The 25,012-nt window shown below is 67.3% G+C and carries 24 protein-coding genes and 1 tRNA gene; 9 read left to right on the forward strand and 16 right to left on the reverse strand.

Going from position 1 to position 25,012, the window contains the following annotated elements; translation table 11 throughout:
• Positions 1 to 196: 196 nt before the first annotated feature.
• Positions 197 to 793, reverse strand: coding sequence for a superoxide dismutase (locus BIX52_RS13035; RefSeq protein ID WP_075221602.1), 597 nt, complete (start codon positions 791 to 793; stop codon positions 197 to 199).
• Between the two features lie 141 nt (positions 794 to 934).
• Positions 935 to 1,789, reverse strand: coding sequence for a branched-chain amino acid aminotransferase (locus BIX52_RS13040; protein WP_075221489.1), 855 nt, complete (start codon positions 1,787 to 1,789; stop codon positions 935 to 937).
• Positions 1,790 to 1,982: 193 nt separating this feature from the next.
• Between BIX52_RS13040 and BIX52_RS13045 the strand changes: the two genes are divergently transcribed.
• The gene (locus BIX52_RS13045; RefSeq protein WP_075221490.1) at positions 1,983 to 2,639 is read left to right on the forward strand and encodes a haloacid dehalogenase type II; all 657 of its coding nucleotides are present in this window, start codon (positions 1,983 to 1,985) and stop codon (positions 2,637 to 2,639) included.
• A 6-nt stretch (positions 2,640 to 2,645) separates the two neighbouring features.
• Here BIX52_RS13045 and BIX52_RS13050 read toward each other — a convergent pair whose 3' ends face one another.
• Positions 2,646 to 3,296: an HdeD family acid-resistance protein gene (locus tag BIX52_RS13050; RefSeq protein WP_075221491.1), complete on the reverse strand. Its 651-nt coding sequence runs from the start codon at positions 3,294 to 3,296 to the stop codon at positions 2,646 to 2,648.
• A 276-nt stretch (positions 3,297 to 3,572) separates the two neighbouring features.
• Here BIX52_RS13050 and BIX52_RS13055 point away from each other — a divergent pair, with 276 nt between their 5' ends.
• Positions 3,573 to 5,798 carry a hypothetical protein gene (locus tag BIX52_RS13055; protein ID WP_139312763.1) on the forward strand — a complete coding sequence of 742 codons (2,226 nt, stop codon included), beginning with the start codon at positions 3,573 to 3,575 and terminating at the stop codon, positions 5,796 to 5,798.
• A gap of 81 nt (positions 5,799 to 5,879) precedes the next feature.
• Here the strand turns inward: BIX52_RS13055 and flgF are convergent, their stop codons facing one another.
• From flgF to BIX52_RS13080, 5 genes are all read right to left on the reverse strand, one after another.
• On the reverse strand, positions 5,880 to 6,602 hold the full coding sequence (gene flgF, locus BIX52_RS13060) for a flagellar basal-body rod protein FlgF (RefSeq protein ID WP_075221493.1): 723 nt from the start codon (positions 6,600 to 6,602) through the stop codon (positions 5,880 to 5,882).
• Positions 6,603 to 7,385: a DUF1217 domain-containing protein gene (locus BIX52_RS13065; protein ID WP_075221494.1), complete on the reverse strand. Its 783-nt coding sequence runs from the start codon at positions 7,383 to 7,385 to the stop codon at positions 6,603 to 6,605.
• A gap of 206 nt (positions 7,386 to 7,591) precedes the next feature.
• Positions 7,592 to 9,646, reverse strand: a complete 2,055-nt coding sequence (locus BIX52_RS13070; RefSeq protein WP_139312764.1) for a calcium-binding protein — start codon at positions 9,644 to 9,646, stop codon at positions 7,592 to 7,594.
• 207 nt (positions 9,647 to 9,853) lie between these two features.
• Positions 9,854 to 9,937: transfer RNA gene (locus BIX52_RS13075), tRNA-Leu, on the reverse strand.
• Positions 9,938 to 10,115: 178 nt separating this feature from the next.
• Positions 10,116 to 11,846, reverse strand: a complete 1,731-nt coding sequence (locus tag BIX52_RS13080; RefSeq protein WP_075221496.1) for an ABC transporter substrate-binding protein — start codon at positions 11,844 to 11,846, stop codon at positions 10,116 to 10,118.
• Positions 11,847 to 12,062: 216 nt separating this feature from the next.
• Between BIX52_RS13080 and BIX52_RS13085 the strand changes: the two genes are divergently transcribed.
• Positions 12,063 to 12,392, forward strand: coding sequence for a hypothetical protein (locus BIX52_RS13085; protein ID WP_075221497.1), 330 nt, complete (start codon positions 12,063 to 12,065; stop codon positions 12,390 to 12,392).
• A 23-nt stretch (positions 12,393 to 12,415) separates the two neighbouring features.
• Here the strand turns inward: BIX52_RS13085 and BIX52_RS13090 are convergent, their stop codons facing one another.
• The 7 genes from BIX52_RS13090 to BIX52_RS13120 all read right to left on the reverse strand — a co-directional run bounded on the left by BIX52_RS13090 (position 12,416) and on the right by BIX52_RS13120 (position 19,147).
• Positions 12,416 to 12,682, reverse strand: a complete 267-nt coding sequence (locus tag BIX52_RS13090; RefSeq protein WP_075221603.1) for a DUF2160 domain-containing protein — start codon at positions 12,680 to 12,682, stop codon at positions 12,416 to 12,418.
• A 113-nt stretch (positions 12,683 to 12,795) separates the two neighbouring features.
• On the reverse strand, positions 12,796 to 13,626 hold the full coding sequence (locus BIX52_RS13095; RefSeq protein ID WP_075221498.1) for a carbohydrate ABC transporter permease: 831 nt from the start codon (positions 13,624 to 13,626) through the stop codon (positions 12,796 to 12,798).
• Positions 13,623 to 14,492, reverse strand: a complete 870-nt coding sequence (locus tag BIX52_RS13100; protein ID WP_075221499.1) for a carbohydrate ABC transporter permease — start codon at positions 14,490 to 14,492, stop codon at positions 13,623 to 13,625. The genes BIX52_RS13095 and BIX52_RS13100 overlap by 4 nt, the downstream gene beginning before the upstream one ends.
• Entirely contained in the window at positions 14,489 to 15,556 is a 1,068-nt protein-coding gene (locus tag BIX52_RS13105; RefSeq protein ID WP_075221500.1) for an ABC transporter ATP-binding protein, read from the reverse strand. Before BIX52_RS13105 ends, BIX52_RS13100 begins: the two co-directional genes overlap by 4 nt.
• Positions 15,557 to 15,559: 3 nt before the next feature.
• A complete protein-coding gene (locus BIX52_RS13110; RefSeq protein ID WP_075221501.1) occupies positions 15,560 to 16,663 on the reverse strand; it encodes an ABC transporter ATP-binding protein in 1,104 nt (367 codons plus the stop codon).
• 110 nt (positions 16,664 to 16,773) lie between these two features.
• Positions 16,774 to 18,306, reverse strand: coding sequence for a glycerol-3-phosphate dehydrogenase (gene glpD, locus BIX52_RS13115; RefSeq protein ID WP_075221502.1), 1,533 nt, complete (start codon positions 18,304 to 18,306; stop codon positions 16,774 to 16,776).
• Positions 18,307 to 18,361: 55 nt separating this feature from the next.
• Complete coding sequence (locus tag BIX52_RS13120) at positions 18,362 to 19,147, reverse strand: DeoR/GlpR family DNA-binding transcription regulator (protein ID WP_075221503.1); 786 nt, start codon at positions 19,145 to 19,147, stop codon at positions 18,362 to 18,364.
• Positions 19,148 to 19,337: 190 nt separating this feature from the next.
• On the opposite strand from BIX52_RS13120, the gene BIX52_RS13125 reads away from it, so the two are divergent.
• Positions 19,338 to 19,763: a Fur family transcriptional regulator gene (locus BIX52_RS13125; protein WP_075221604.1), complete on the forward strand. Its 426-nt coding sequence runs from the start codon at positions 19,338 to 19,340 to the stop codon at positions 19,761 to 19,763.
• Between the two features lie 255 nt (positions 19,764 to 20,018).
• Entirely contained in the window at positions 20,019 to 21,014 is a 996-nt protein-coding gene (locus tag BIX52_RS13130) for a GGDEF domain-containing protein (RefSeq protein WP_075221504.1), read from the forward strand.
• Positions 21,015 to 21,093: 79 nt separating this feature from the next.
• Here the strand turns inward: BIX52_RS13130 and BIX52_RS13135 are convergent, their stop codons facing one another.
• Positions 21,094 to 21,612, reverse strand: coding sequence for an Lrp/AsnC family transcriptional regulator (locus BIX52_RS13135; RefSeq protein WP_075221505.1), 519 nt, complete (start codon positions 21,610 to 21,612; stop codon positions 21,094 to 21,096).
• 228 nt (positions 21,613 to 21,840) lie between these two features.
• Here BIX52_RS13135 and BIX52_RS13140 point away from each other — a divergent pair, with 228 nt between their 5' ends.
• The 4 genes from BIX52_RS13140 to BIX52_RS13155 are packed head-to-tail and all read left to right on the forward strand — an operon-like array spanning position 21,841 to position 25,011.
• Entirely contained in the window at positions 21,841 to 22,134 is a 294-nt protein-coding gene (locus tag BIX52_RS13140; protein ID WP_075221506.1) for a DUF2849 domain-containing protein, read from the forward strand.
• Positions 22,135 to 22,153: 19 nt separating this feature from the next.
• Entirely contained in the window at positions 22,154 to 23,824 is a 1,671-nt protein-coding gene (locus BIX52_RS13145; RefSeq protein ID WP_075221507.1) for a nitrite/sulfite reductase, read from the forward strand.
• Positions 23,811 to 24,215, forward strand: a complete 405-nt coding sequence (locus BIX52_RS13150; RefSeq protein ID WP_075221508.1) for a DUF934 domain-containing protein — start codon at positions 23,811 to 23,813, stop codon at positions 24,213 to 24,215. Before BIX52_RS13145 ends, BIX52_RS13150 begins: the two co-directional genes overlap by 14 nt.
• Before the next feature lie 13 nt (positions 24,216 to 24,228).
• Positions 24,229 to 25,011: a ferredoxin--NADP reductase gene (locus tag BIX52_RS13155; RefSeq protein ID WP_075221509.1), complete on the forward strand. Its 783-nt coding sequence runs from the start codon at positions 24,229 to 24,231 to the stop codon at positions 25,009 to 25,011.
• The last annotated feature ends 1 nt before the right edge of the window (position 25,012 follow it).

Below are 25,012 nucleotides of genomic sequence, written 5' to 3' on the forward strand. Positions count from 1 at the left end.
CAGCCGACTTCAGGGGGAGCGCGAGGGGGGAACGCCCTCGCGGGGCGCTGCCGCGGGAACGGCGCCGCCTGTGCGCCGGTGGAACGCCCTCGCGGGGCGCTGGCGCGGGAAGGCGGCCGCCGATGCGCACGCAGGGTTCCGCCGGCCACCCAGACGCCAAAACGAAACGGCCGGGCGCGAGGCCCGGCCGAAGGTCTTACGCCTTGCCCATCAGCTCGGCGACATATTCCCAGTTCACCAGGTTGTCGAACCAGGCTTCCAGGTACTTCGGGCGGGCGTTGCGGTAGTCGATGTAGTAGGAGTGCTCCCACACGTCGACGCCGAGGATCGGCGTGGCGCCGGACACCAGCGGGTTCTCGCCGTTCGGGGTCTTCATGATCTCGAGCTTGCCGTCCTTCACGGCGATCCAGGCCCAGCCGGACCCGAATTGACCGGCACCGGCGGCGAGGAAGTCGGCGCGGGCCTTGTCGTAGCCGCCCAGATCGCTGTCGATCTTGGCCGCGACCTCGCCGGGCATGGTGCCCTTGCCGCCGTTCGGAGTCATCCACTTCCAGAAGTGGATGTGGTTGTAGTGCTGACCGGCATTGTTGAAGAGGCCGGCGTTGGTGCCGAAGCTCTTCTTCACGATATCTTCCAGCGACTCGTTCTCAAGGCCCGAGCCTTCCAGAAGCTTGGAGCCGTTGGTGACGTACGCCTGGTGGTGCTTGTCGTGATGAAACTCGAGCGTCTCGGCGGACATGTAGGGCGCCAGGGCGTCGTACGCATACGGCAGTTCGGGGAGTTCGAAAGCCACGTTATATTCTCCAGTCATCGCGCCGCGCATAAGCGCGGCATTTCGATCCCCCTGCAAGTAGCACGTCCCAGGAGCGCTTCAACGGTCGGGCGCCCTGCACCCACGGGAACGCGCAATAAATCGCAAGGGATGAGGGCCATCTCAGGCGTGGGCATAATCCCAATAAAGCTGCCGCGCCTTGTGGAAGACCGGTCCGGGCTGCATCTCGCGCGTTTCGATCCGCGTCACCGGCAGCACCTTGCCCATGTTGCCGGTGGAAAAGATCTCGTCGGCGTCCATGAAGTCGGCGACGGAGAGCGTCGTCGCCTCGACGCGGTAGCCGGCCGCCTCGAGAAGCGCCATGGTGCGGGTGCGGGTGATGCCGGCGAGGAAGGTGCGGTTCTCACGCGGGGTGACCACCATCCCGTCCTTCACCATGAAGATGTTGGAGCTGCCGAGCTCGGCGACGTTGCCCAGCATGTCGAGCACCAGGGCGTTGTCGAACCCCTTTTCCTTGGCGCGCAGGATGGCGCGGGCGTTGTTCGGATAGAGGCAGCCCGCCTTCGCATTGGTCGGCATGGTCTCGATCGTCGGCCGGCGGAAGGGCGACACGGTGATGGCGTAGCTCTTCACCTCCGGCATCGCCGTCTCGTAGAGGCACAAAAGGAAGCGCGTGGAATCGGCGTTGGGCGCCACGGCGGAGGCCCCGCCCTCTTCGGCCCAATACATCGGCCGGATGTACAGCGGCGTGCCGGACGGGAACTTGGCGACGCCCTCGGCGGTCAGCTCCATCATCTCGCCGACGCTCATGGTCGGCTTCAGGTTCATCGCGAGGGCGGAGGCGTTGACGCGCTCCAGATGCAGATCGAGGTCGGGTGTCACCCCCTCGAAGGCGCGCGCCCCGTCGAATACCGACGAGCCGAGCCAGAATGCATGCGACCGCGGCCCCAGCAAAGGCGGATTGCCCGCGTGCCAAGCGCCGTCGATCCACGTCCAAGTTTGCGACCATTCAGCCATGAGAGCCCTCCAACGCATGAAGGTTTAAGGGCTGGTTCGCCTGATGAAAAGCACGCCATGTGTGCGGCTGGGCGCAAAAGGGTGCAACGGCGGCGTCTCCATCCTGCTTTGCGTCGATCGGCTCGACGTGAGGCCCCGCTCCGCGCTGGCCGCGGCGGTGCCGATCGGCTAGCCATGAGCGAGGAGGACCGTCATGCATTCCGTCTACGTCTTCGACGCCTACGGCACCCTGTTCGACGTTCACGCCGCCGTGCGGCGCCATGCGGCGGAGGTGGGTCCTGATGCCGATGCGCTGTCGGCCGTGTGGCGCACCAAGCAGCTCGAATATTCCTGGGTGCGCAGCCTCGCCGGGCGCTATCGCGATTTCTGGTCGCTGACGGAGGATGCACTGGATACGGCGCTGAAAACCGTCCCCTCCGCCCCGTCATCCATGCGCGAGACGCTGCTTGACGCCTACCGCGAGCTCGACGCCTACCCGGAGGTGATCGACGTCCTGACGCAGCTGCGCGAGGCCGGCGCGCAGACCGCGATCCTCTCCAACGGCAGCCAGGCGATGCTGGAGCTCGCCGTGAAGGCGGCGCGCATCGGCGGGCTGCTCGACGATATCCTCTCGGTGGATACGCTGGGAGCCTACAAGCCCCTTCCCGCGGTCTACGAGCTGGTGACGAACCGCTTCCGCGTCTATCCCGAAGCGGTGTCGTTCCAGTCGTCCAACCGCTGGGACATCGCCGGGGCGACGGCCTTCGGCTTCCGCACCGTGTGGATCAACCGCGGCGGCGCGCCCGACGAATATCGGGACATGGCCCCCGCGGTGACTCTCTCGTCGTTGACGGGCCTTGCCGGCGTCTGAGCGGTATCAGGCGGCGCTGCCGGCGCCCGGCCCGCCCATCGAGCCGAACTTGCGCGCAGCGAGCGCCAGACCGGCCAGCGCCGCACCCTGCGCGATGAACTCGATGGCGATGAAGAGGCCGATGATCCAGCCCCACTGCTGGAACCACGTGGCGGCGGCCTCCGGCGTCGCGATCTGCTCGGCGCTCGGAAAATCGACGATGCCGAAAATGAGGATGCCGAGCACGACAGACACCGCCCCGGTCAGGCCGAGCCACAGGACCGCCGCGCCGCCGCCGCGGATCTGAAAGGCCATCAAGACGCGCAGCACGCCGGTAACGATGAATGTGGCGCCGATCATCAGCGTCAGCCACCAGGCCGACTGCACCGGCATGACGATGAGGACCACGCCGGCGACGAGGTAGAGAAGGCCGAGCAGCAGGTGGGCGCCGAAGCTCTTCCAGCCCTTGTACTTGAAGGCATCGAAGACCTGGGCGACGCCGCCGATGAGGGCCAGCACGCCGAACCAGACCACGCCGACGATCGTCAACGCATAGGTCATGCCGAGGCCGATGATGCCGAGCACCGCCATCAGAAGGCCGAGCCCCAGCATCCATTTCCAGTTCAGGGTCAGGTCGCCGTAGAGCGGGTCGCGGTAGGATGCTGTGGGGACGGTCATGTCGGTTCCGATCCAATAAGGAAAGCTTTTAGGAAGTCATGGGTCTTTCAGACCGTTCCCGCCATGTCAAAAGTTCGCTGTGGCACCAAAATTCGCGTGAGCGTCGCGGCAGATCCATCCGCGTGCCGGCGTTCCGCGGCTCACGGGGGCGCGGCTCACGAGGGGCGGCGGCCGGATGCGACGGGCGCGTTGGCCTCGCGGGCCGTGCGGGTGTAGCAAGCACGGCGACGGGCTGTACCGCGCCGCCCCCTCACGCGGTGCCATCGGACGATTGACGTGACGCTTTTTACCGACTTGCCCCCCGCTGCCGCATCGCGCCTCCTCGCCGCATTGGGGTGGCCACCCGCGGCACCGCTGCTGCCGCTGGCGGACGCTGCAGGACACGCCGCGCGCTGGCTCGCGGCGGATGTGGCCGATCGAGGGTCCGCGCGCGAAACATCCGGCGGAGAGCACCCGTCCTGCGTGCTCCTCGTCGCCGCCAACACAGTGCCGGCGCTGAGCGGTGCGCTGGATGCCGTCACACCGCCCATGGAGGCGATGATGCGGGCCGGGGACCTCGCCCTCGTTCTCGCCAATGCCGGACCGCCGCTGCAGCGCGATGCCGCCGCCCTCACCGCCTTCACCGAAGCGCTGAGGGCCCGCGCATTGCCGCCGGGGGCGATCACTCTCGCGACGTCCAACCTCGCCGTCATCCACCAGGTGGACGCCGCCGCCGAGGGCGAAGCGCCACCCTGCAGGCTGGTGCTGCTGGGTCCGATCCCCGGCGAGGCCGAACCGCCGGTTTCGACCGACCGTCCAGATCTGCGCTTCAGTCTCGCCGGCGCGATCAACACGGCGCACGGCGTGATCCTCGGCGCGACCCTGCTCCAAGGGGGCCTGCTGGCCGGGCGGGACTACGGCACGGGGAGCGCTTTCGACGTGTCCGCGTCGCTGATCAACCGGATCGAGCGCTACAAGGCCACGCCCGCCAACAAGCTGTCCGAGCGCGTCGCGGCCTTCGCAGCGGCCATGCCGCCGGCCGCGGACGATCGCGCTGCGCGGGCCACGGCACCGGCCGGCCATCTCGCCGTGATCGCCGACGAGGCGGCGACCTATGGCAGCGTCATCCGCATCCCGCCGCTGGTGCGCAGCGCGATCGCCCAGCGCCTGCCCTTCGTGGTGCTCGGCGGCCCGCATGCGCTGCGCCTCGTGCGTGCGCTCGGCTTCGAGACCTTCGGCCCCGTGCTCGACGAGGCCTATGACGACGTGATGGAGCCGAACCTGCGGCTGGACATCCTGGCCCAGGAACTCCTCCGCCTCGCCGAGATGGACGCGAAGGATTTCGCCGCCGTCATCGCCAGCCTGGATGAGACGTTGACGCGCAACGCCGCCCGCCTCGCCGCGCTGGACGAAGCGAAGCACGCTCCTCCCGCGGACGCCGGGCCGCCCCATCCGCTGCCCCCTACGCCCGCACGGGTCGGCCGGGCAAATGCGCCCGCGCAGGACGATGGCACGACCCCCGCAGCAGCAGCCACTTCCGTAGACCAAGGGCACGCCGCGTCCGCGGCGCTCGGCCATGCCGCATCGGGGTCCGACGGCCTTGCCGCCGCGAGCCTCGCCTTGTCGCGGCGGCTGCGTCACGAGGCCGTGCACTCGCGGTTCTCGGTGCCTGCGCGCCTGGTGCCGGACTATCGCCGCACGTCCCCCCTGCCCCAACCTCTGCCCCTGGTCCGCCCGGCGGCGCGCGGCGAGCGGCCGGTGATCGGCATCGTCTCGCACCTCGCCAGCAGCGGCGGAACCGCCATCTCCAAATGCATCGGCACCATGGGCGGGGTGACGCTGCTCAGCGAGATCCATCCGCACGCCAGCGTGGCCCTCGGCGCCTTCAACCCGCTCTACCAATACCAACGCTGGTTCGGCCTGTCCGACGCGCTGAAGACCGACCTTCGCCACATCGCCGAGAGCGGCACCGCGGAAGTCGTCGACATCATCGACGCGCTCGCCCGTGACGCGGGACGGCGCGGCACCCGGCTCGTCCTGCGCGACTGGGCTTATGTGGACTATCTGGGCGGCGGCGGCCTCCCCCCGTCCTACCGTCCCAGCCTGGTGGACCTGCTCGCCCCCCGCTTCGAGACCACGCTTCTGATCACCACCCGCCACCCTCTGGACGTTTGGCTCAGCATGCTCTCCTCCCGCTTCGCCAAGCCGGAGATGCTGGCGCCGGTGATGAAAGGCTTCGCCCGCTTCGCCGAATACGCCGCCGCCAACGGCTTCATGACCTACGAAGCCTTCACCGAGGCGCCGGAGGCGTGGCTGCGCGCCGCCACTACGACCTTGGGCGTTCCGTTCGATCCGGAATGGTCCGCCACGTGGGCCGACTACCGCAAGATCACCGGCGACAGCGGGCGCCGTTCGGCCGACATCGCTCCCCGCCCGCGCCGCCCCGTGTCGGACGAGATGATGCACAGCCTCACCACGAACCCGGACTACCGCCGGACCTGCGCCCTGCTCGGCTACGACTGATCGAAACGCGAAAAGGCCGGGCGGAACGCCCGGCCTTGGTCTCATCGCCACCTGGCAGCGCCGTTGGAATGCGCCCTCGCGTCAGTCCGCGCCCAAGGTGCGCACGGCGCGTTGCAGGCTCTCCTCACGGTCGCCCACCGCGCTCGTGGCATGATCGAAAGCGCGCTGAATCTGGATGAGATCGGCGATCGCCTTGATCGGATTGACGTTCGATCCCTCACGATAGCCCTGCCGCACGCCGTTGGTGAGACGGTCCACCGCCGGCTCGCCCGGCACGTCCGACAGCAGCGCCGAATCACCGTAGCGGCTGAGGTTGGCGCTCTCCGGCAAGACGAAGAGACCGAACACGCCGACATTGCGCCCATCCTGCATGATCGAGCCGTCGCCCCCGACGGCGACCGGCCCACCGTTGGCGTTGAGCTGGATCGGAGCGCCGCCCTCGTCCACCACGCCGTGTCCGGTGATCGTCTTCAGGTCGCCCTCGGGGCTGATCGTGAAGCGCCCATCGCGCGTATAGGCGAGGCCGGCCGGCGTCTCGATGCCGAACCAGCCGTCGCCCACGATGGCCATGTCGAGCGGGTTGCCTGTCGGCTCGATCGGCCCCTGGGCGCGGTCGATGTGCGTCTGACCGAGCGCGGCGAAGTTGACGCGGTCGGACTTGTAGTCGGACAGCACGGTATCGAAGTTCACCGTTTCGGCACGGAAGCCTCCGGTGCGCATGTTGGCGACGTTGTTCGCCACCGTCGCAAGTCGCGTCTCCATGACCTTTTGGCCAGACAGCGACACATAAAGTTCCGATGCCACTCAGGCACCTCCAAGGCGTAGGTTGGATAGGGTCATCGCAAGGTCGAGGGAGACGGTGGGAGAACTGCCGCCCACGTTGAACAGCCCCAGGATCGGGTCCTGGGTCGTCACCTGCGTCGCGTCCCACAGCGCGGTGAAGCGCGTGAGAAACTTGCTCACATCCTCGACATTCTTGAAGTCGTAGTCTTTCAGGCGCTCCTCCAACACCGCCGCCTGGCGGTCGATGTCGGCGCTGGAGAAGGCGTCGGGCAGGCCGAGCGCGGTCCGCACCACCTTGGTGAGCGCCTTGTCGGCGAGCACGTCGTAGGGGCTCTTGATGTCGCCCGCGTTGCGCTGGAAGTAGAGCGCGAGGCGCACCCCTTCCCCGTCGAGCTCGCCGGCGTTCACCTCCATCTGCTGGCGGATGAACTTGTCCACCACCTCCTGGCCGGTCTTCTGGCGGGCCATGGTGAGATCGCCGAAGGTTTCGAAGTCGAACGCGCGCGCGAACTCCTTGATCCGCGGGTCCGTCGTGCGGTTGCCCAGGGAGTTCGGGTCGGTCATGCCTTCTTCGAGGATCTTGCGCATGTAGCCTTTGGCGAAGGCCATCTCCTCGAGCCCGAACGCTTTCATCGCGGTCGTGAACAAGCGCGTGTCGTCCAGGAACTCGTCCAGCGACGTCACATTCCTGTAATTTTCGAGATAATATTCTGCCTCGAGCCGGACCGGGCCCTGCTTGGCGGTGATTTCGAGCTGGCGGTCCAGGTTCGAGGCGTACAACCTGTAGGTCACTGCGACGGACATCGTTCGTCCTCCTGAAAGGCGCGCTGCGGCGACTCGGACACTCCTTTCAAGCCCAGCGCGGGGCACAACCTGCTTTGAAGCGATTGCGTGAGGCTGGGGCCGGCGCACGCGCGATCCGCGGCGCCACGCCGGGGACAGGTCCGCAGGCCCCGGCGGCGGTTCGGCCCCCGCGGGCCGCAGCTTCTCCACGTGTGGAAGGCGCCGCGTCAGAGCGTGAGGTCGTCCAGGCTGAGGCCGAGGAGAACCACCTCCGCCACACCGTTCACATGCCACTCCACGCCGTGCGCGCCCTGCACGGCCTCAGGCAACCAGGAGGGAACGCCGGCAAAGCTCAGCCGGTCGCCCCGGCGCGCGGGATCGAAGTCGACGATCACGTCGAGCGTGCCGTCCACCGTCAGCATGAAATGATCACGGCCCCGCCCGCCGGCCATCACGTCTTCACCGTCGCCGTCGTGAATGATGTCGCGCCCGGCCCCGCCGGCGATGTAGTCGTTGCCGAAGCCACCGTCGATGACGTCGTTCCCGCCCTCGCCGGACAGGTCGTCGTTGCCGGTGTTGCCCTCGATCCTGTCGCCGCGGCCGCCGCCGGTGATGAAATCGTCACCGCCGTTGCCGATGAGGACATCCGCCCGGACTTTGCCGATCAGCCAGTCGGCGCGTCCGTCGCCCTCCAGCGGCGCGCGGCCCTCGGCGACCTGGCGGCGGTCCATCAGGTCGTCATTGGGCGCCTCGTCCATCGCCGGGGGATAGAACGTGCTCGCCGTGCCGACCAGGAGCTTGGTAGGGTCGGTAGCGTAGATATCGAGCTCGCGCGCGCCCCAGTTGTTGACGGTGCCGAGCCCGTCCTCGGTCAGAAATTCCCACGTATCACCGTCGGTCGAGGTCAGGATGTCGAACCCCAAGCTCTTGTCGAAGGTGCCGATATACATCACGTCCTCGCCCGGCCCGCCGGAGGTGTCGACGGCCGAGGACCAGATGTACGCGTTCTTCGGGTTGCCGAAGCCGTCCGCGGTGACGAGGGTCCACGCGTCGGCGTCGACCGGATTGCCTGGCCGGTCGGCGAAGGTGACGTAGGCGACGGCCGCCGCGCCGTCGTCGTCCGCGGTGCCGTAGAAGAGCTTGCCGTTGGCCACCCACATCTCGATGACGCTGTCGTCGTTGAACGGGTTCTCCATCAGGCCGAGGGGGTTGCCGTCCTCGTCCGCGCCGCCGGACTCGCCGACGCGGTGGATGCGGCTTCCGTCCTGACGGGTGAAGCTGTGCGGGGTCACCTCCTCGCCGGACCAGACACCCGCCGCCTCCACATAACGGTAGAGCCGCACCGGCTGCTCGACGATGACGCCGGACGATGCGCCGAAATAAAGCGCCTGCTGCCCGCTCGGCTCCTCCACAACCTGCAGCATGGTGATGATGTCGATGTCCTCGACGATGTCGATCAGCACCCACTCGCCTGTGAGGGGGTCGTAGGACCAGAGCGCGCCGCCGCTGGCGTCCTGCGTCCCCATCACCAACACGTCGTTCCACACCACGATGCTGCGGTAGCCGGAGTTGGTGGAGCCGGGCGCGGAGGGGCCCGTGGTGATCTGATCCCAGGTGTCGCCGCGGTCCTCGCTGACCCAGAACTGGGCCGTGTCGTCGGTCGCCGCGCCCGGAATGGCGTCGTTGGTGAGGCCGGCGAACAGGAAGGTGCGCGCGGTGCCGCCATCGTCGACGGTGATCTGGCGCATCTCGCGCACGCCCGCGCCGGAAAAGTCAGGCTCGATGGACGAGCCCAGCACCTGCGTCCACTCCCCGTCCCGCAGGCGGTAGATGCCGAAGTCGGAGTCCTCGAGATCGGCGCCGTAGCCGATGGTCGACATGACCGCGCGCCGGTCGGCGAGATCCTCCGGGGTGAGAAGACCCGCGTCGAGCCTGAAGAAGAACTTCATGTAACCGAGCGCGTCGGTGTTCAAATAGTTGGTGCCGACGAGGATGTCCCCGTCCATCTGCTCGACCGACCAAGCATAGCGCAGCGACGAGTTGCCGAAACCGCGGGCGCCTTCGGTAAGGTCCTCCACCGCGCCGGTGACGGGATCGTAGACGAGAATTTGCAGGCCGAGTTTCTCGGTCGACGGTGCGGCGCCGGGCGACAGAAGGGCCTCGCTCGGGCGGGGCACGTCGGTCAGCCAACCGGCGTTGCCGATCAGGGAGGGACGGGTGCCGGTGTCGCCGAGCGACAAGGACGATACGCCAAGAGGAAACGCAGACTCGAAATCTGGCACGCCCGCACTCCCGCAGAAGCAACCGCCGAAAATAGCGGCAACGTATAGAAATCGCGGTACAATGCGGCGTGTGTTCGTTCAACGATTTCTTGCGGTGGCGCCTTCACGTTTTGCTTAGGCGCATGAGATCGCAGGGAGCGGGAAGATTTCGCGAAGGCGCGATCCGCCTTTAGCGTCAACGGTATGGCGTATCGCAGGCGGTGAAACTGGTACGGGCGGCGGGACTCGAACCCGCACGGCTTACGCCTCCGGATTTTAAGTCCGGTATGTCTACCATTCCATCACGCCCGCAGCGTTGAAATCGCAGGCGATTTTCGTCTGCCACGATCTCTCGGCGGGAAGCGGCGCGGCGCGCGCGGCGCGGGCCCTTCCGCCGCCGGTCTTAGCGCGCCCCCCCGCGTCATGCCAAGGGCCGGCGCGGCGCAGGTGGCGGGGCGCCTCGGCGCCCCGCCCGATCACGCAACGTGGCTCACTGCCACTGCTTGATGATCTCTTCGTAGGCGATCGTCTCGCCCTTCGGCTTCTCGTTATCGAGCTTCGGCTTGGGCGAGCCGGGCTTGTCGAACCAAGCCTGCGCGTCGGTCTCCTCGTTCAGCCGCGGGCCGCAGCCGCCGTAGACGTTGGCCTTCTCGTCCGCCTGCTGCATGCGGGCCATGATCTGGTCCATCTCACCGGCGAGACGGTCCATCGCCACCTGCGGCGTGTAGTTCCCGGCGTTCACGTCGCCGATATATTGCCACCAGAGCTGCGCCAGCTTCGGATAGTCCGGCACGTTGACGCCGGTGGGGGTCCAGCGCGTGCGGTCCGGCGAGCGGTAGAACTCGACGAGCCCGCCCAGCGCCGGCGAGCGCTCGGTGAAGCTCTCGTGGTTCACCGTGGAGTCGCGCACGAAGGTCAGGCCGACGTGGCTCTTCTCGGTGTCCACAGTCTTGGACCCCACGAACTGGGCGTAGAGCCAGGCCGCCTTGCGCCGGTCGACGGGCGTCGATTTCAGGAAGGTCCACGAGCCGACGTCCTGATAGCCGACCTTCATGCCCTCTTCCCAATAGGGGCCATGCGGCGACGGGGCCATCCGCCACAGCGGCATCCCCTCGTCGTCGACGGTCTGGTTCCCCTCCGACTTCGGCTTCACCATGTCGGCCGTGAAGGCGGTGTACCAGAAGATCTGCTGCGCCACGTTGCCCTGGTTGAGCGCGGGGAGCGACTGGTAGAAATCGTAGGACGCCGCAGCAGGGGGCGCATAACCGCGCAGCCATTCGTCCCACTTGGCGATGGCGTAGACCGCCGCCGGACCGTTGGTCGCCCCGCCGCGGGTGACCGAGGCGCCGGCCGGATTGCACGAGCCCTCCTCCATGCGGATGCCCCATTCGTCGACCGGGCGACCGTTGGGAAGGCCCTTGTCGCCGGCGCCCGCCATGGAGAGCCACGCATCGGTCATGCGCCAACCGAGGTCCGGCGCGCGCTTGCCGTAGTCCATGTGGCCGTAGATGCGCACACCGTCGATCTCCTTCACGTCGTTGGTGAAGAATTCGGCGATGTCCTCATAGGCGGACCAGTTCACCGGAACGCCGAGCTCGTAGCCGTACTTCTCGCGGAAGGCGGTCTTGTTGGCCTCGTCGTCGAACCAGTCCTTGCGGAACCAGTAGAGGTTGGCGAACTGCTGGTCGGGAAGCTGCCACAGGGCGCCGTCCGGCCCGGTGGTGAAGTCCTTGCCAATGAAATCGTCGAGGTCGAGGCCGGGATTGGTGACGTCCGCCCCCTCGCCCGCCATCCAGTCGGTGAGGTTCACCGCCGCCTGCAGTCGCGCATGGGTGCCGACGAGATCGCTGTCGTTGACGTAGGCGTCGTAGAGGTTGCGGTTGGTCTGCATCTGGGTCTGGACCGCCTGCACCACCTCGCCCTCGCCGAGAAGCTGGTGATTGACCTTGATGCCGGTGATCTCCTCGAACGCCTTGGTGAGCACCTCCGATTCCCAGGTGTGGGTCGGGATGGTTTCCGACAGCACGTTGATTTCCATGCCGCGATAGGGCTCGGCGGCGTCGATGAACCACTGCATTTCCGCCATCTGCTCTTCTTTGGAGAGGGCGGAGCGCTGGAAGGTGTCGTCGATCCAGCGTTCGGCGGCCGCCATGTCGGCGAGTGCCGGTGTGGCCGCGGCCAGCGCCAGCGCGCCGGTGGAGGCCAGAAGTAGTTTTTTCATGTTTGTCCTTCCCTAGACTGTCGTTGGTGTGGGGGCGTGCCGGTGCCGCGCTGGGCACGCCGGAGGGACCCGCAGGCGGCGGGGGTGGAGACCGCGCACGGCACCCTCGGCGGGCGCCATGATTGCGGGGAGAAAGTGCCGGTGTGGCCGCGCCGCCTCGGACGGCGGGGCCGCGCCCGCGCTATAGAAGGCCGGTTCGCACACAGCGAGGACGCGATGAGTTTTGGAGTTCGCTTCACCTTCTGGCTGGCGGGGGCCGCCGTGGTCGGCCTCGTCGCCGGCTGCATGAGCGGCAAGGAAGACCTCGGCCGCGACGCCTTTGTCGGCGACTGGCGCTGCGGCGAGACCGAGGTCGTGCTCACCAGCCAGGCCGTCACCGTCGGCGAGGACAGCCGCAAGATCGCCTGGATCGAGACCGGCGGGAACGCCGACTACGGCCTCTTCACCACCGACGGCGGCCACTATTCCGTGTTCGAGACGACGCGGCGCAGCCTGACCCTGCACGACCACAAGGGCGGCAATTCGATGGCCTGCCGGCGCACCTGAGGCGGGAAGCCGCGCCATCCCCGTCATACGAAGAGGAAGACGAGGAGCGCCACGGCGAGCGCGATGAGCGAGGCCATCCACAAGGGCCCGGTGGCGAGGGCGAGCCAGCCGAGGTGGATGTAGGCCGCGGCGAGCAGCGAGATGAACAGCCGGTCTCCGCGCGTTGTCGTGAGGCCGAGGACGCCGTGGCGCGGGTGACCGCCGGGGCGCACCCACTCCCACAAGGTCATCGCCAGGAGCGACGCGGCGATGGCGGCGAAGAACACCGCCGTCTGCCAGGTCCACGCCATCCAGCCGAGGCCGAGGCGTTCGGCGATCGTCGGGTCGGCGGCCTGCGCCAAGGCCGGGGCGGTGACCAGAACCGCCGCCGCCGCGACGGCGAGGCGTGTGAAGGTGGCGGACATCACACCCTCCCCAGGGCAAAGCCCTTGGCGATATAGTTGCGCACGAAGTAGATGACGATCGCGCCGGGGATGATCGTCAGCACCCCCGCCGCGGCCAGAAGTCCAAGCTCGTAACCGGAGGTGGACGCGGTGCGCGTCATTACCGCGGCGATGGGTTTGGCGGCCACCGTGGTGAGGTTTTTTGCGAGCAGCATCTCCACCCACGAGAACATGAAGCAGAAGAAGGCGGTGACGCCGATGCCCGATGCGATCAGCGGCATGAAGATCTTCACGAAAAACTTGGGGAACGAATAACCGTCGATGTAGGCGGTCTCGTCGATCTCCTTCGGCACGCCGGACATGAAGCCCTCCAGGATCCACACCGCCAGCGGGATGTTGAAGAGGCAGTGTGCCAGCGCCACCGCCCAATAGGTGTCGAACAGGCCCATCGAGGAGTAGAGTTCGACGAAGGGCAGGACGAACACCGCCGGCGGCGCCATCCGGTTGGTGAGCAGCCAGAAGAACAGGTGCTTGTCGCCCATGAAACGGTAGCGCGAGAAGGCGTAAGCCGCGGGCAGCGCCACCGTCACCGAGATCACCGTGTTCAGGACCACGTAGATCATCGAGTTGACGTAGCCCATGTACCACGCCGGGTTCGTCAGGATCTCGACGTAGGAGTCGACGGTGAAGTTCTTCGGGTACGGGCTGAACCCGCCGAGGATTTCGTTCGTGGTCTTGAAGCTCATGTTGATGAGCCAATAAATCGGCAGCATCAGGAACAGGATGTAGAGCGTCGGCACCAGCCATTTCAGCGGGATGCGGCGCGCGGTCGGCCGGGCGGGCGCGCTCATGCCTGGCCCTCCTTGTCCTTGGTCATCAGCGTGAAGAAGAGCCAGCAGACGAGCAGCGTCATCAGGAAGTAAATGATCGACATGGCCGCCGCGATGCCGAGGTTGAACTCACCCACCGCCGCTTTCACCAAGTCGATGGACAGGAACGTCGTCGCGTTGCCCGGCCCGCCGCCGGTCAACACGAACGGCTCGGTGTAAATCATGAAGGAGTCGATGAAGCGCAGAAGAAAGGCGATGATCAGCACCGTCTTCATCTTCGGGAGCTGAATGTAGCGGAACACGGCCCAGCGGGACGCTCCGTCGATCTTCGCCGCGCGATAATAAGCCTCGTCGATCGACTGCAACCCGGCATAGGCGAGCAGCACCACCAGCGAGGTCCAGTGCCACACGTCCATCAGGATGACGGTGATCCAGGCGGAAATCGGCTGGTTGGTGTAGTTGTAGTCGAAGCCGAGCGCATTGAGGCCCCAGCCCAGCAGGCCGATCTCCGGCAGCGCGAAGATGTTCCAGATCGCGCCGACCACGTTCCACGGGATGAGCAGCGGCAGCGCCATCAGGACGAGGCAGAGCGACGCCCACGCCCCCTTCTTCGGCATCGCCAGCGCCACGGCGACACCCAATGGCACTTCGATGATCAAGATGATGAACGTGAACGCGAATTGCCTGATCAGCGCCGCATGGAAGCGCTCGGACGCCAGAACGTCCTGATAATGGCGGGTGCCGACCCAGTCCCAGAAGCCGGCGATGAAACTCTCCTGCAGCGAGTAGTTCACCACCGTCATCAGCGGCAGGATCGCGTTCATCGCCACCAGAAGCAGCACCGGCAGGACGAGGAACCAGGCGCGGTTGTTTTCGGTCTTGGTCATGCCGCCACCTCGATGCGCCAGTCGTCGGCGTAGACGTTGATGCCTTCGGCGCGGAAGCTGGCGCGCGGCATTGCCGGAACCGCGGCGCCTTCCGGCAGGATCGCCGCCACTGCCACCCCGGCGATGGTGCCGTGAACGATCTTCTCGCGGCCGATATCGTCGACCCGCACGACGGTGAACGGCAGACCGTCGTCCCCCAGCACGACGAATTCCGGCCGCACGCCGAGCGCGGTCACGGCCCCCTTGGCGGCCACCGCACGGCCCGGCAGCGCCACAGCCTCGCCACCCAGGCGCGCCACCGCCCCGTCCAACGCCACGGGCAGGACGTTCATGCCCGGCGAGCCGATGAAGTAGCCGACGAAGGTGTGGGCCGGACGCTCGAACAGGTCTTGCGGCGTTCCGACCTGCACCACCTCGCCCTCGTACATCACGACGACGGTGTCGGCGAAGGTCAGCGCCTCGGTCTGGTCGTGGGTGACGTAGACCATGGTGTGGCCGAACTCGCGATGCAGCGTCTTCAACTGCGAGCGGAGCTGCCATTTCAAATGCGGGTCGATGACGGTCAGCGGCTCGTCGAACAGGATGGCGGCGACGTCTTCGCGCACCATGCCGCGGCCGAGCGAGATCTTCTGCTTCATGTCCGCCGTCAGCGAGGCGGCGCGCTTGTTCGCCTCCGCCGTCAGACCCAGCATGGCGATAATGCGCTCCACCCGCGCCGCGATCACCGGCCGCGCGACGCCCCGGTTCTTCAGCGGAAAGGCGAGGTTCTCGGCCACCGTCATCGTGTCGTAGACCACGGGGAACTGGAACACCTGGGCGATGTTGCGCGCTTCGGGCGGCAGATGCGTCACGTCCTGCCCGTCGAACAGCACGCGGCCTTCGGACGGCGTCAACAGGCCGGAAATGATGTTGAGGAGCGTGGTCTTGCCGCAGCCGGAGGGGCCGAGAAGCGCATAGGCCCCGCCGTCGCTCCACACATGGTGCAGTTCCTTCAGCGCGTAATCGGACCGGCTCTTGGCGGGGCCGTAAGCGTGGCCGATATGGTCGAGCGTGATTTCGGCCATGGCTCAGGCTCCCTCGAACAGGGGCGCGGTGTCCGCCGCCTTCAGGTCATCGCCGAACAGCATGATGTCCTGCCGCGAAAAGTAGACGCTCACCATCGCTTTCGGCTCCAGGTCGTGGATGCCCGGCGCCAGGATGATCCAGCGGTCGATGAGATCGACATGCAGGAAGGTCTCGGACCCGGTGATCTCGGTGCTGACGACCGATCCCGTCAGCTCCACGTCGTTCGGCCCCTCGCGGTGGAGGCGCAGGTGATGCGGGCGGATCGCCAGGGCATATCTACCGTCGCCGAGGCCGGCATAGTGCTCCGGCAGCGGGATCTCGTCGAAATCGGGCTGCCGCGCGTCGGCCAGTTCAGGCAGCAGGCGGCGGCCAGACTTGCGCACCCACGCATAGTTCAGCGGCGGGTCGGAGAGAGTGCGCGCCGTGTCCAGCGTGTTGGGACGACGATAGACGTCCACGGTGGGGCCGAACTGCGTCACCCGCCCCTCCTTCATGGTGGCGGTATGGCCGCCGAGAAGCAGCGCCTCCTCAGGCTCCGCCGTCGCATAGACGAAGATCGCGCCGGACTCGGCGAAGATCTTCGGCAGCTCGGCCCGCAGCTCCTCGCGCAGCTTGTAGTCGAGGTTGGCCAAGGGCTCGTCGAGTAGCACCAGGCGCGCATTCTTGGCCAGCGCGCGGGCGAGCGCGGTGCGCTGCTGCTGCCCGCCGGAAAGCTGCAGCGGCTGCCGGTCGAGGTACGGCGTCAGCTTCAGCAGCGCCGCCACCCGCTCTACCGTCGCGCGGATCTCGGCCTTGGGCTTGCCGGCGATCCGCAGCGGCGAGGCGATGTTCTCGAACACCGACAGCGCCGGATAATTGATGAACTGCTGGTAGACCATGGCGACGTCGCGCTTGCGCACGGGAACGCCGGTCACGTCCTTGCCGTCCATGTGGACGGTGCCGCTTGTGGGTTTGTCGAGGCCGGCCATCAGCCGCATGAGGCTGGTCTTGCCGGACAGCGTCGGGCCGAGCAGCACATTGAGCGAGCCCGGCTCCAGGCGCAGCGAGATGTCCGCAAGGTGCGTCTCCTCGCCCACGCGCTTGCCCACGCTGCGCAATTCCAGCATCGCCTCTCCCTTCGCGGCAGGTTGGCCGCATCCGCCGGTTGGTTCCGGCATCGTCGTCGCGGTGGGCGGCGCCGCAGAGGTTGTCCCCCGCCAGTGCCACAACCGTTATCTTAGGCCGCGTTTTGCGCGTGTCCCGTCGTTTCTTTCATGTAGGCGGCGAGCGCTGCCTGATCGTCCGCCGCCATCACCAGGCCGAGCTTGGTGCGCCGCCACAGAATGTCCTCGGCGGTCCGCGCCCATTCGGTCTCGATGAGGTGGCTCACCTCACGCTCCGTCAGCCCGGCGCCGAAGTCCCGCCCCAGGTCGGCCGGGCCGGTGGCACCGCGCAAAATGTCCTGCGCCTTCACGCCGTAGAGCCGGGCGAGGCGGTCCGCCAACGCGCCGTCCAGCCAGGGATAGGTCTGGCGCAGCCGCTCCCCGAAGGCGGCGGCGATGGAGATGGGCATGTCGCCCCCCGGCAGCGGCGCCTTGGCGGTCCAGCTCTTGCCTTTCACGCCGATCAGCGCGCCCACCTTCTCCGCCGCCGCTTCGGCGAGCTTGCGGTAGGTGGTCAGCTTGCCGCCGAAGATGTTGAGGAGCGCGGGCTTGCCGTGCCCGCCTTCGGCCTTCAGCACATAGTCGCGCGTGGCCTCCTGCGCCTTCGAGGCGCCATCGTCGAACAGGGGCCGCACGCCGGCATAGGTCCACACAATGGCGTCCCGCTCCACCGGGCGCTTGAAATATTCGCTGGCGGCGGCGAGCAGGTAATCCGTCTCCGCCTCGGTAATCGCCACGTCGCGCGGCTCGCCCTCATAGTCCTGGTCGGTGGTGCCGATCAGCGTGAAAGCGCCCTCGTAGGGGATCGCGAAGATGATCCGCCCATCCTCATTCTGGAATATGTAGGCCTTGTCGTGGTCGAATAGCTTCTTCACCACGATGTGGCTGCCCTGGACGAGGCGGACATTGTGGGCATCCGCCCGGCCGAGCGCGGAACCCAGCACATGGTCGACCCACGGCCCGGCGGCGTTGACGAGGCAGCGCGCACGCACGGCCTCCTCACCGTCCGGCCCGGCGAGGGTCACGGCCCAGCTGTTCCCCTCCCGCTCGGCCTTCACCACCTCGGTGCGGGTGCGCACATCGGCGCCGCGGTCGGCGGCGTCGCGCGCGTTGAGGACGACGAAGCGCGCATCGTCGACCCAGCAGTCGGAATATTCGAAGGCGCGCACATACTCGTCCTTCAGCGGTGCGCCGGCGGGGTGGGTGCGCAGGTCGAGCTCGTCGGTCGGCGGCAGCATCTTGCGCCCGCCCAGATGATCGTAGGCGAACAGCCCCGCCCGCAGCATCCACGCCGGACGCAGGCCCTTGTGATGCGGGAGCACGAAGCGCAGCGGGCGGATGATGTGCGGCGCCATCGCCCACAACACTTCACGCTCGATCAGCGCTTCGCGAACGAGGCGCACCTCGTAATGCTCCAGATAGCGCAGGCCGCCGTGGATCAGCTTGGTCGACCAGGAGGAGGTGCCGGACGCGAAGTCCACCTTCTCGGCGAGCATCACCGAATAGCCGCGGCCCACGAGGTCGCGCGCGATGCCGCAGCCGTTGATGCCGCCACCGATGACCAGAACGTCATATTGATCGTGTTGATCCACGCGCGCCTCCCTCATTCATCGGTTAGGTGAACCCAAACCGAATGTCAAATGAACATGACGCGCGTTCGTTCTAGCCCCGGCTGGTTTCGATCAGCCTCACGTCATGCGCATGGCACACGGCTGCAAGCGCGTCCGGCGCCCTGTCCGTCACGAACGAGCGCACCTGGCTGATGTGGCCTATCCTCACCGGCGCCGACCGCTCATATTTGGACGCGTCGCTCACCAGGATGACGTGTCGCGCGTTCGCCATGATCGCCTGCGCCACCCTCACCTCGCGAAAATCATAGTCGAGCAGCGCCCCCTCGGCGTCGATGGCGGACGCACCGATCACCGCGTAATCAACCTTGAACTGCCGGATGAAGTCGCTCGCCGCCTCGCCGACGATGCCGCCGTCCGAGCCGCGCACCACGCCGCCGGCGATCACCACCTCGAACTTCGGGTGCAGCCGCATGCGGTTCGCCACATTGATGTTGTTGGTAATCACCATCAGCGCGTCGTGCCCGGCGAGCGCCTCGGACACCGCCTCGGTGGTGGTACCGATGTTGACGAAGAGCGAGGCCCCGTCCGGGATCAGCGCCGCCGCGGCCTGGCCGATCGCCGCCTTCTCGGCCGCCGCCATCTGCCGCCGCTTCTCATATTCAAGGTTGGCGACGCCGGACGAGAACACCGCTCCGCCGTGGACCCGCTGCAGGATCTGCCGCGCGGCGAGGTCGTTGAGGTCGCGCCGGATCGTCTGCGGCGTCACGTCGAAGTGGAGGGCGAGGCCGTCCACGGTCACCCGCCCCTGCTCGCGCGCCAGGGCGACGATCGCGTCCTGGCGCTGCGCCACGTCCGCCGGGCGTGTCAGATCCACCATGTCCCCCCTCCGTCGCCCGGCGCGGCCGGGCCGCCCGCGGGACGCATTGCCCGCATCCCCGCCGAATCTGCCGCGAAATGTGCGCGCTGCCCGCGCGACAATGCAAGCCGCCCCGCGCCGCGCCCGGCGTCCGGCCGAGGGCCGCAAGCCCCCGCTTTGCCGCGCCGCCGCGAGCCAGTATGGTGCGGCCATGGACGAGGCCGCAGCAGACCGACTGGAACAAGCCCTGAGGGCTGACGGCGTACGCATCACGCGCCAACGCGCCGCCATTTTGAAGGTGCTGTCCGAATCGGGCGACCATCCGGACGCCAACGAGCTCCACCGCCGCGCCAAGGACATCGAGGAGACGGTCTCGCTCGCCACCGTCTACCGCACCCTCGCCGCGCTGGAGGCCCAGGGGATCGTCCACCGGCACGTGTTCGAGGGGACACCGGCCCGGTTCGAGACCGCCGATCTACCCCATCACGACCACATCATCGACATCGACACGGGCGACGTCATTGAGTTCGCGTCGGACAAAATCGAGCGCCTGCAGGCCGAAATCGCCAAGGAGCTCGGCTACGAGGTGGTGCGGCACCGTCTCGAACTCTACTGCAGGCGGATCAGGAAACCCTAGCGCGGACAAGAGGGTGACGGCAGGCCCGGCAGGTTTGGCGCAATTTATGAACGCCATTGTTTACCAGTGCGACAAAGTCACCCGTGATGGACTTTCATCCGATCAAGGATTTGCCATAATTCACCGGTGCCGGAGGATCGCCTCGGCCCGGTCGGAGCGGACCCGGATTGGATTGAGCCGGGGATGGACATCGCTTCGAAAGGGCCGCGCCGCATCCTTCTCCAAGATGATAGACTTGCACCTGGAGGAAGGGTTTTGATCGATACGGCCAGGACGATCATTTTCGGCCGACCGCCCGGCTTCAGCCCTGCCAACGTGGACGCACGGCAGCGCCTTTGCGAGCCCATCCTCGACACGATCCGCCTCGTCCTCGACGTCCCGTCGGCCAGCCTCGTCTTCGCCCCCACCCCGCTCGGACACGACGACGGTGTCAGTCCCCTCCTCGCCGCGTTCAGCGCGGAGGCGATCGCGAGCCCCGTCCCCATCTTCAAGAACCTGTCCGAGACGGCTCCCGACGCGGGCGGCCTCGTCCCCGCCGGAGCGCTGCTCGGCGCCCCCATCGTCACCGCGCGCGGCGAGCGCTGCGCCGTGATCGCCGCCGACGATCGCCCGCGCGCCTTTGCCGAGCGCGACGGCGTGATCCTCAACCATTTCGCCCGCTGCATCGCCAGCAAGCTCGACCTCAGCGACCGCGCCGAGACGGACGATCTCACCGGCCTCACCCGCCGTGCCCCGTTCATCGACGAGCTGCGCACCCTGTTTCAGACGCGCCAGCGCACCACCGGCGCGGTGCTCGCCATCATCGACCTCGACCACTTCAAGCGCATCAACGACGAGCACGGCCACCCGATCGGCGACATCGCCCTCGGCACCGTGGCCGAAGCGCTGCGGCGCATTCTGGGTCGCGACGGCATCTTGTGCCGTCTGGGCGGCGAGGAATTCGCCGTGGTCTTCCCCGGCCATTCGCTCAACCAGGTGATGGCGCTGCTCGATCATACGCGCCGCGCCATCGCAGGGCTCGCGATTCCGGGGGTCGAGGGCCTGCGCATCACCGCCAGCTTCGGCGTCGCCCCTCTCTTTCCCGAAGTCGTCAACGTCTCGGCCTGGCTGAAAGCCGCCGATTCGGCGCTCTACGCGGCCAAACAAGGCGGCCGCAACCAGATCCGCGTCGGCTATAACAGCGTCCCCGCCAAGGGGACCGCAGCCGATCCGGTGTCGCTCCCCTGGTCCGCCGTCGCGGCCATGGGGTGAGCGGCAGTCGACCCGCCCCGTCCACCGGACCGCGCTTCGCCGCCGCCTCTTCCCTGCCCCCGCGCATCCTTTCCGCGCGTCACTGCCCCCGCGCGTCCTGCCCGCCGCGCTTCGCCGCTCCTTCCGCCTCGCCGGACTCCTGCTCCGCGGTAAGATCCAGCGCCGTCGTCTCTTTCAGTGTCTCCATGGAAAGCTGGGACGTCACGCTGAACAGCTCCACATCCCGCACCAGGCGCTTGTAGAAGGCGTCGAAGGCCCGCGTGTCGCGCACCCGCACCTTCAGAATATAATCGATCTCCCCCGCCAGCCGGTGCGCCTCCAGGATCTCGCCCATCTCCTCCACCGCCTTGGCGAAGCGGTCCAGCCAGTCCTTGGCGTGCTGCGACGTCTTCACCATCACGAAGAAGGTCTCGCCCCGATCCACCTTCTGCGGGTCGAGGATCGCCACCTGCCGGTCGATGATCCCCATCTCCCGCAGCTTGCGAATCCGGTTCCAAACCGGGGACTTGGACGAATTCACCATGGCGGCGATCCGCTCCACGGGCAGCGTCGCGTCCTGCTGCAGAATGGTGAGAATTCTGCGATCGAGATCGTCCATCGCGGGATATTTCCTTCATCGATGAGCCGCCGGGAAATTTTCCCGCGGCAGCCGGCCCGCGATAGCGAACCGTCTTATTTCGTTCCGAATATTGTCACTCGGACGGGACAAAGTCATCTTTAACCTCACGATCGCGGCCAGAGCGAGTCTCTCTCGGCCCCCGCGCATCGCGACGCATCGTCCGACCCCATGCGGGCATGCGGACAAGGAAAAGGTGGAGTTGGACCGATGGCGAAAGACAAGCGGCTGCAAGGCCCCTCCGTCTTGACGGCGAACGAGATCATGACCGGCGCGATCGTCTACTGGACCGGCGACGACTGGTCGACCGACATCGCCAAGGCTGAGCGCGCAGGCCCCGACGGCCGCGCCGCGCTCGAGGAGATCGCCCGCAGCGAAGAGGATGGCAACCGCGTCGTCGGCGCCTATCTGATGGCACTCGACCCGGCCACCAACCTGCCGGTGCTTCTGCGCGAGCGCCATCGCCTCGCGGGGCCGTCCATCGCCCTCCCGTCCGCCGCCTAAGCCCCTCAAGGGACCCATCATGTACCATTATGACGGATACGATCAGGCGTTCGTCGCCGCGCGCGCGGCCGAGTTCCGCGACCAGGTGAACCGCCGCCTCGCCGGTCAACTGACCGAGGACGAGTTCAAGCCGCTGCGCCTGAAGAACGGCCTCTATCTGCAGCTTCACGCCTACATGCTGCGCATCGCCATCCCCTACGGCACCCTGTCGGCGGACCAGATGCGCACCTTGGGTGAACTCGCCGACCGCTACGACCGCGGCTACGGCCACTTCACCACGCGCCAGAACCTGCAATTCAACTGGACGCAGCTCAAAGACGTGCCGGACATGCTCGACATTCTGGCCGAGGCCGGGATGCACGCGATCCAGACCTCGGGCAACTGCATCCGCAACGTCACCACCGACGCCTATGCCGGTGTCGCGGGGGACGAGCTGATCGACCCGCGCCCGACGTGCGAGCTGTTGCGCCAATGGTCCAGCCTGCACCCGGAATTCGCCTTCCTGCCGCGCAAGTTCAAGATCGCCGTCATCGGCGCCGCCGAAGACCGCGCGGCGATGAAGTTCCACGATATCGGCCTGACCGCCTATCCGGGCGTGGACGGCGGCCGTCCGAGCTATGACGTGTGGGTCGGCGGTGGCCAGGGGCGGACGCCGCGCGTGGCCCAGCTCTTCGAGGCCGGCGTTCCCTTCGAGCGCCTGCTGCCGACGCTGGACTCCATGCTGCGCGTCTACAACCTGCACGGTCGGCGCGACAACAAGTACAAGGCGCGCATCAAGATCCTGGTCGCCGAGCTCGGCCTCGAGGAATACCGTGCCGAAGTGAAGGCCGACATGGAGGGGCGCGACCTCTCAGTGTTCGACGTCGCCGGCGCCGAATATGACCGGATCGCCGCCCACTTCGACATCGCAGACGTGCCGGCCGAAGCAGACGTGCGGCTGGAAGCGGAAGGCGATTTCGCGGCCTGGCTCGACCAGAACGTCACCGCCCACAAGCTGCCGGGCTATGCCGCCGTCACCGTCTCCTTCAAGGCGCCGGGCGCCATTCCGGGCGACGCCACGGGCGAGGACATGCGCACGCTGGCGGCGCTGGCCGAGCGCTACTCGCGCGCCGAGCTGCGCGTGACGCACCGCCAGAACGTCGTCCTGCCCTTCGTTCGGAAGGCCGACCTCAAGGCGCTGTTCGCGGCGCTGGTGGAGGCCGGCCTCGCGACCGCCAACATCGGCCTGACGAGCGACATCATCGCCTGCCCGGGCCTTGATTATTGCGCCCTCGCCACCGCCCGCTCGATCCCCATCGCGCAGGCCCTCTCGGCGCAGATCTCCGCCATCGAGGCGGACGCCCGCGCCAAGGGCGAGGACCCGTCCGGTCCGACGATCAACATCTCCGGCTGCATCAACGCCTGCGGCCATCACCATGCGGCCAACATCGGCATCCTCGGCCTCAACAAGGCGGAGAAGGAAAGCTACCAGATCACGCTGGGTGGCCGGGCGGACGAGAACGCCGCCGTCGGCGAGATCCTCGGCCCCGGCTTCGCGGCCGAGGAGGTCCCCGCCGTGATCGCCCGCATCATCGCAACCTGGCGCGAGCACAGGACGGCGAACGAGAGCTTCGTCGCCACCTACGAGCGCGTCGGCAAGGCCGTCTTCAAGACCGCCATTTATGAGGAGCCTCTCCATGTGGCTGCTTGAACACGAAGGCGAGTTCGCCCGTCACGAGGCGATCGAGCTGGGCCTCGAGCTCTCCGGCGACACGGTGCCCGACACCCTGCCGGCCGAGCCGGTCGTCACCGTGCGCTTCGGCGGCTATGGCGACGGTCGCGGCTACTCGGTCGCGAACGCGCTGCGGGCGTTGGGATATCAGGGCCGCCTCATCGCCGCCGGTCCGCTGGTTCCCGACCAGGCGCGCCACGCCTTCCAGTCCGGTTTCGACGCCATCGCCGTGACGGATGAGAGCGTTGCACGCATGGGTGAGGCGGCATGGGCCAACGCCATGTCCCTCACGGTGCGAGAGTTGTATACGCCAAGGCGCGGCAGCCGTGGACCCGAGCACGGCCTTTGGGCCGCAAGGCACGGTCAGTAATACGGAGCGCCCCATGGCAGCAGTGATTCCGACGGAAACCGTTCTGTCGACCCACCACTATACCGACGATCTGTTCTCCTTCAAAACCACCCGTCCTTCAGGCTTCCGCTTCCGCTCCGGCGAGTTTGCCATGCTGGGGCTGATGAACGAGGGCAAGCCGCTTCTGCGCGCCTACTCGATCGCCTCCCCCAACTGGGCGGACGAGCTGGAATTCTACTCGATCAAGGTGCCGAACGGGCCGCTGACGTCTCGCCTCCAGCACATCAAGCCGGGCGACGAGATCCTGCTGCGCCCCAAGGCCACCGGCACGCTGATCCACGACGCGCTCATTCCGGGCCGCAATCTGTGGCTCATCTCGTCGGGCACCGGCATCGCGCCCTTCACCTCCGTGGCGCGCGATCCGGAAACCTACGAGCGGTTCGAGAAGGTCATCCTGGTGCAGACCTGCCGGCAGATGGCGGAGCTGCAATACGGCATCGACATCGTCGACGAGATCCGCCGCGACGAGATGTTGTCCGAGCTGGTCGGCGACCGCCTGCACCACGTCGCCACCGTGACGCGCGAGGAGCCGGGGCCGAACACCCTCGTCGGGCGCTGTACCGACCTCGTGCGCTCGGGCGACCTGTTCGAGGTGACCGGCACCGCGCCCTGGTCGCCGGACACCGACCGCGTGATGATTTGCGGCTCCACCGCAATGCTGAACGACACCAAGGACCTGTGCGAAGCGGCCGGCCTCGATGAAGGCTCCGTCTCGCGACCAGGACGTTACGTCATCGAAAAGGCGTTCGTGGGCTAGG

The organism is Acuticoccus yangtzensis, assembly GCF_001927245.1.
Taxonomy (GTDB): domain Bacteria; phylum Pseudomonadota; class Alphaproteobacteria; order Rhizobiales; family Amorphaceae; genus Acuticoccus; species Acuticoccus yangtzensis.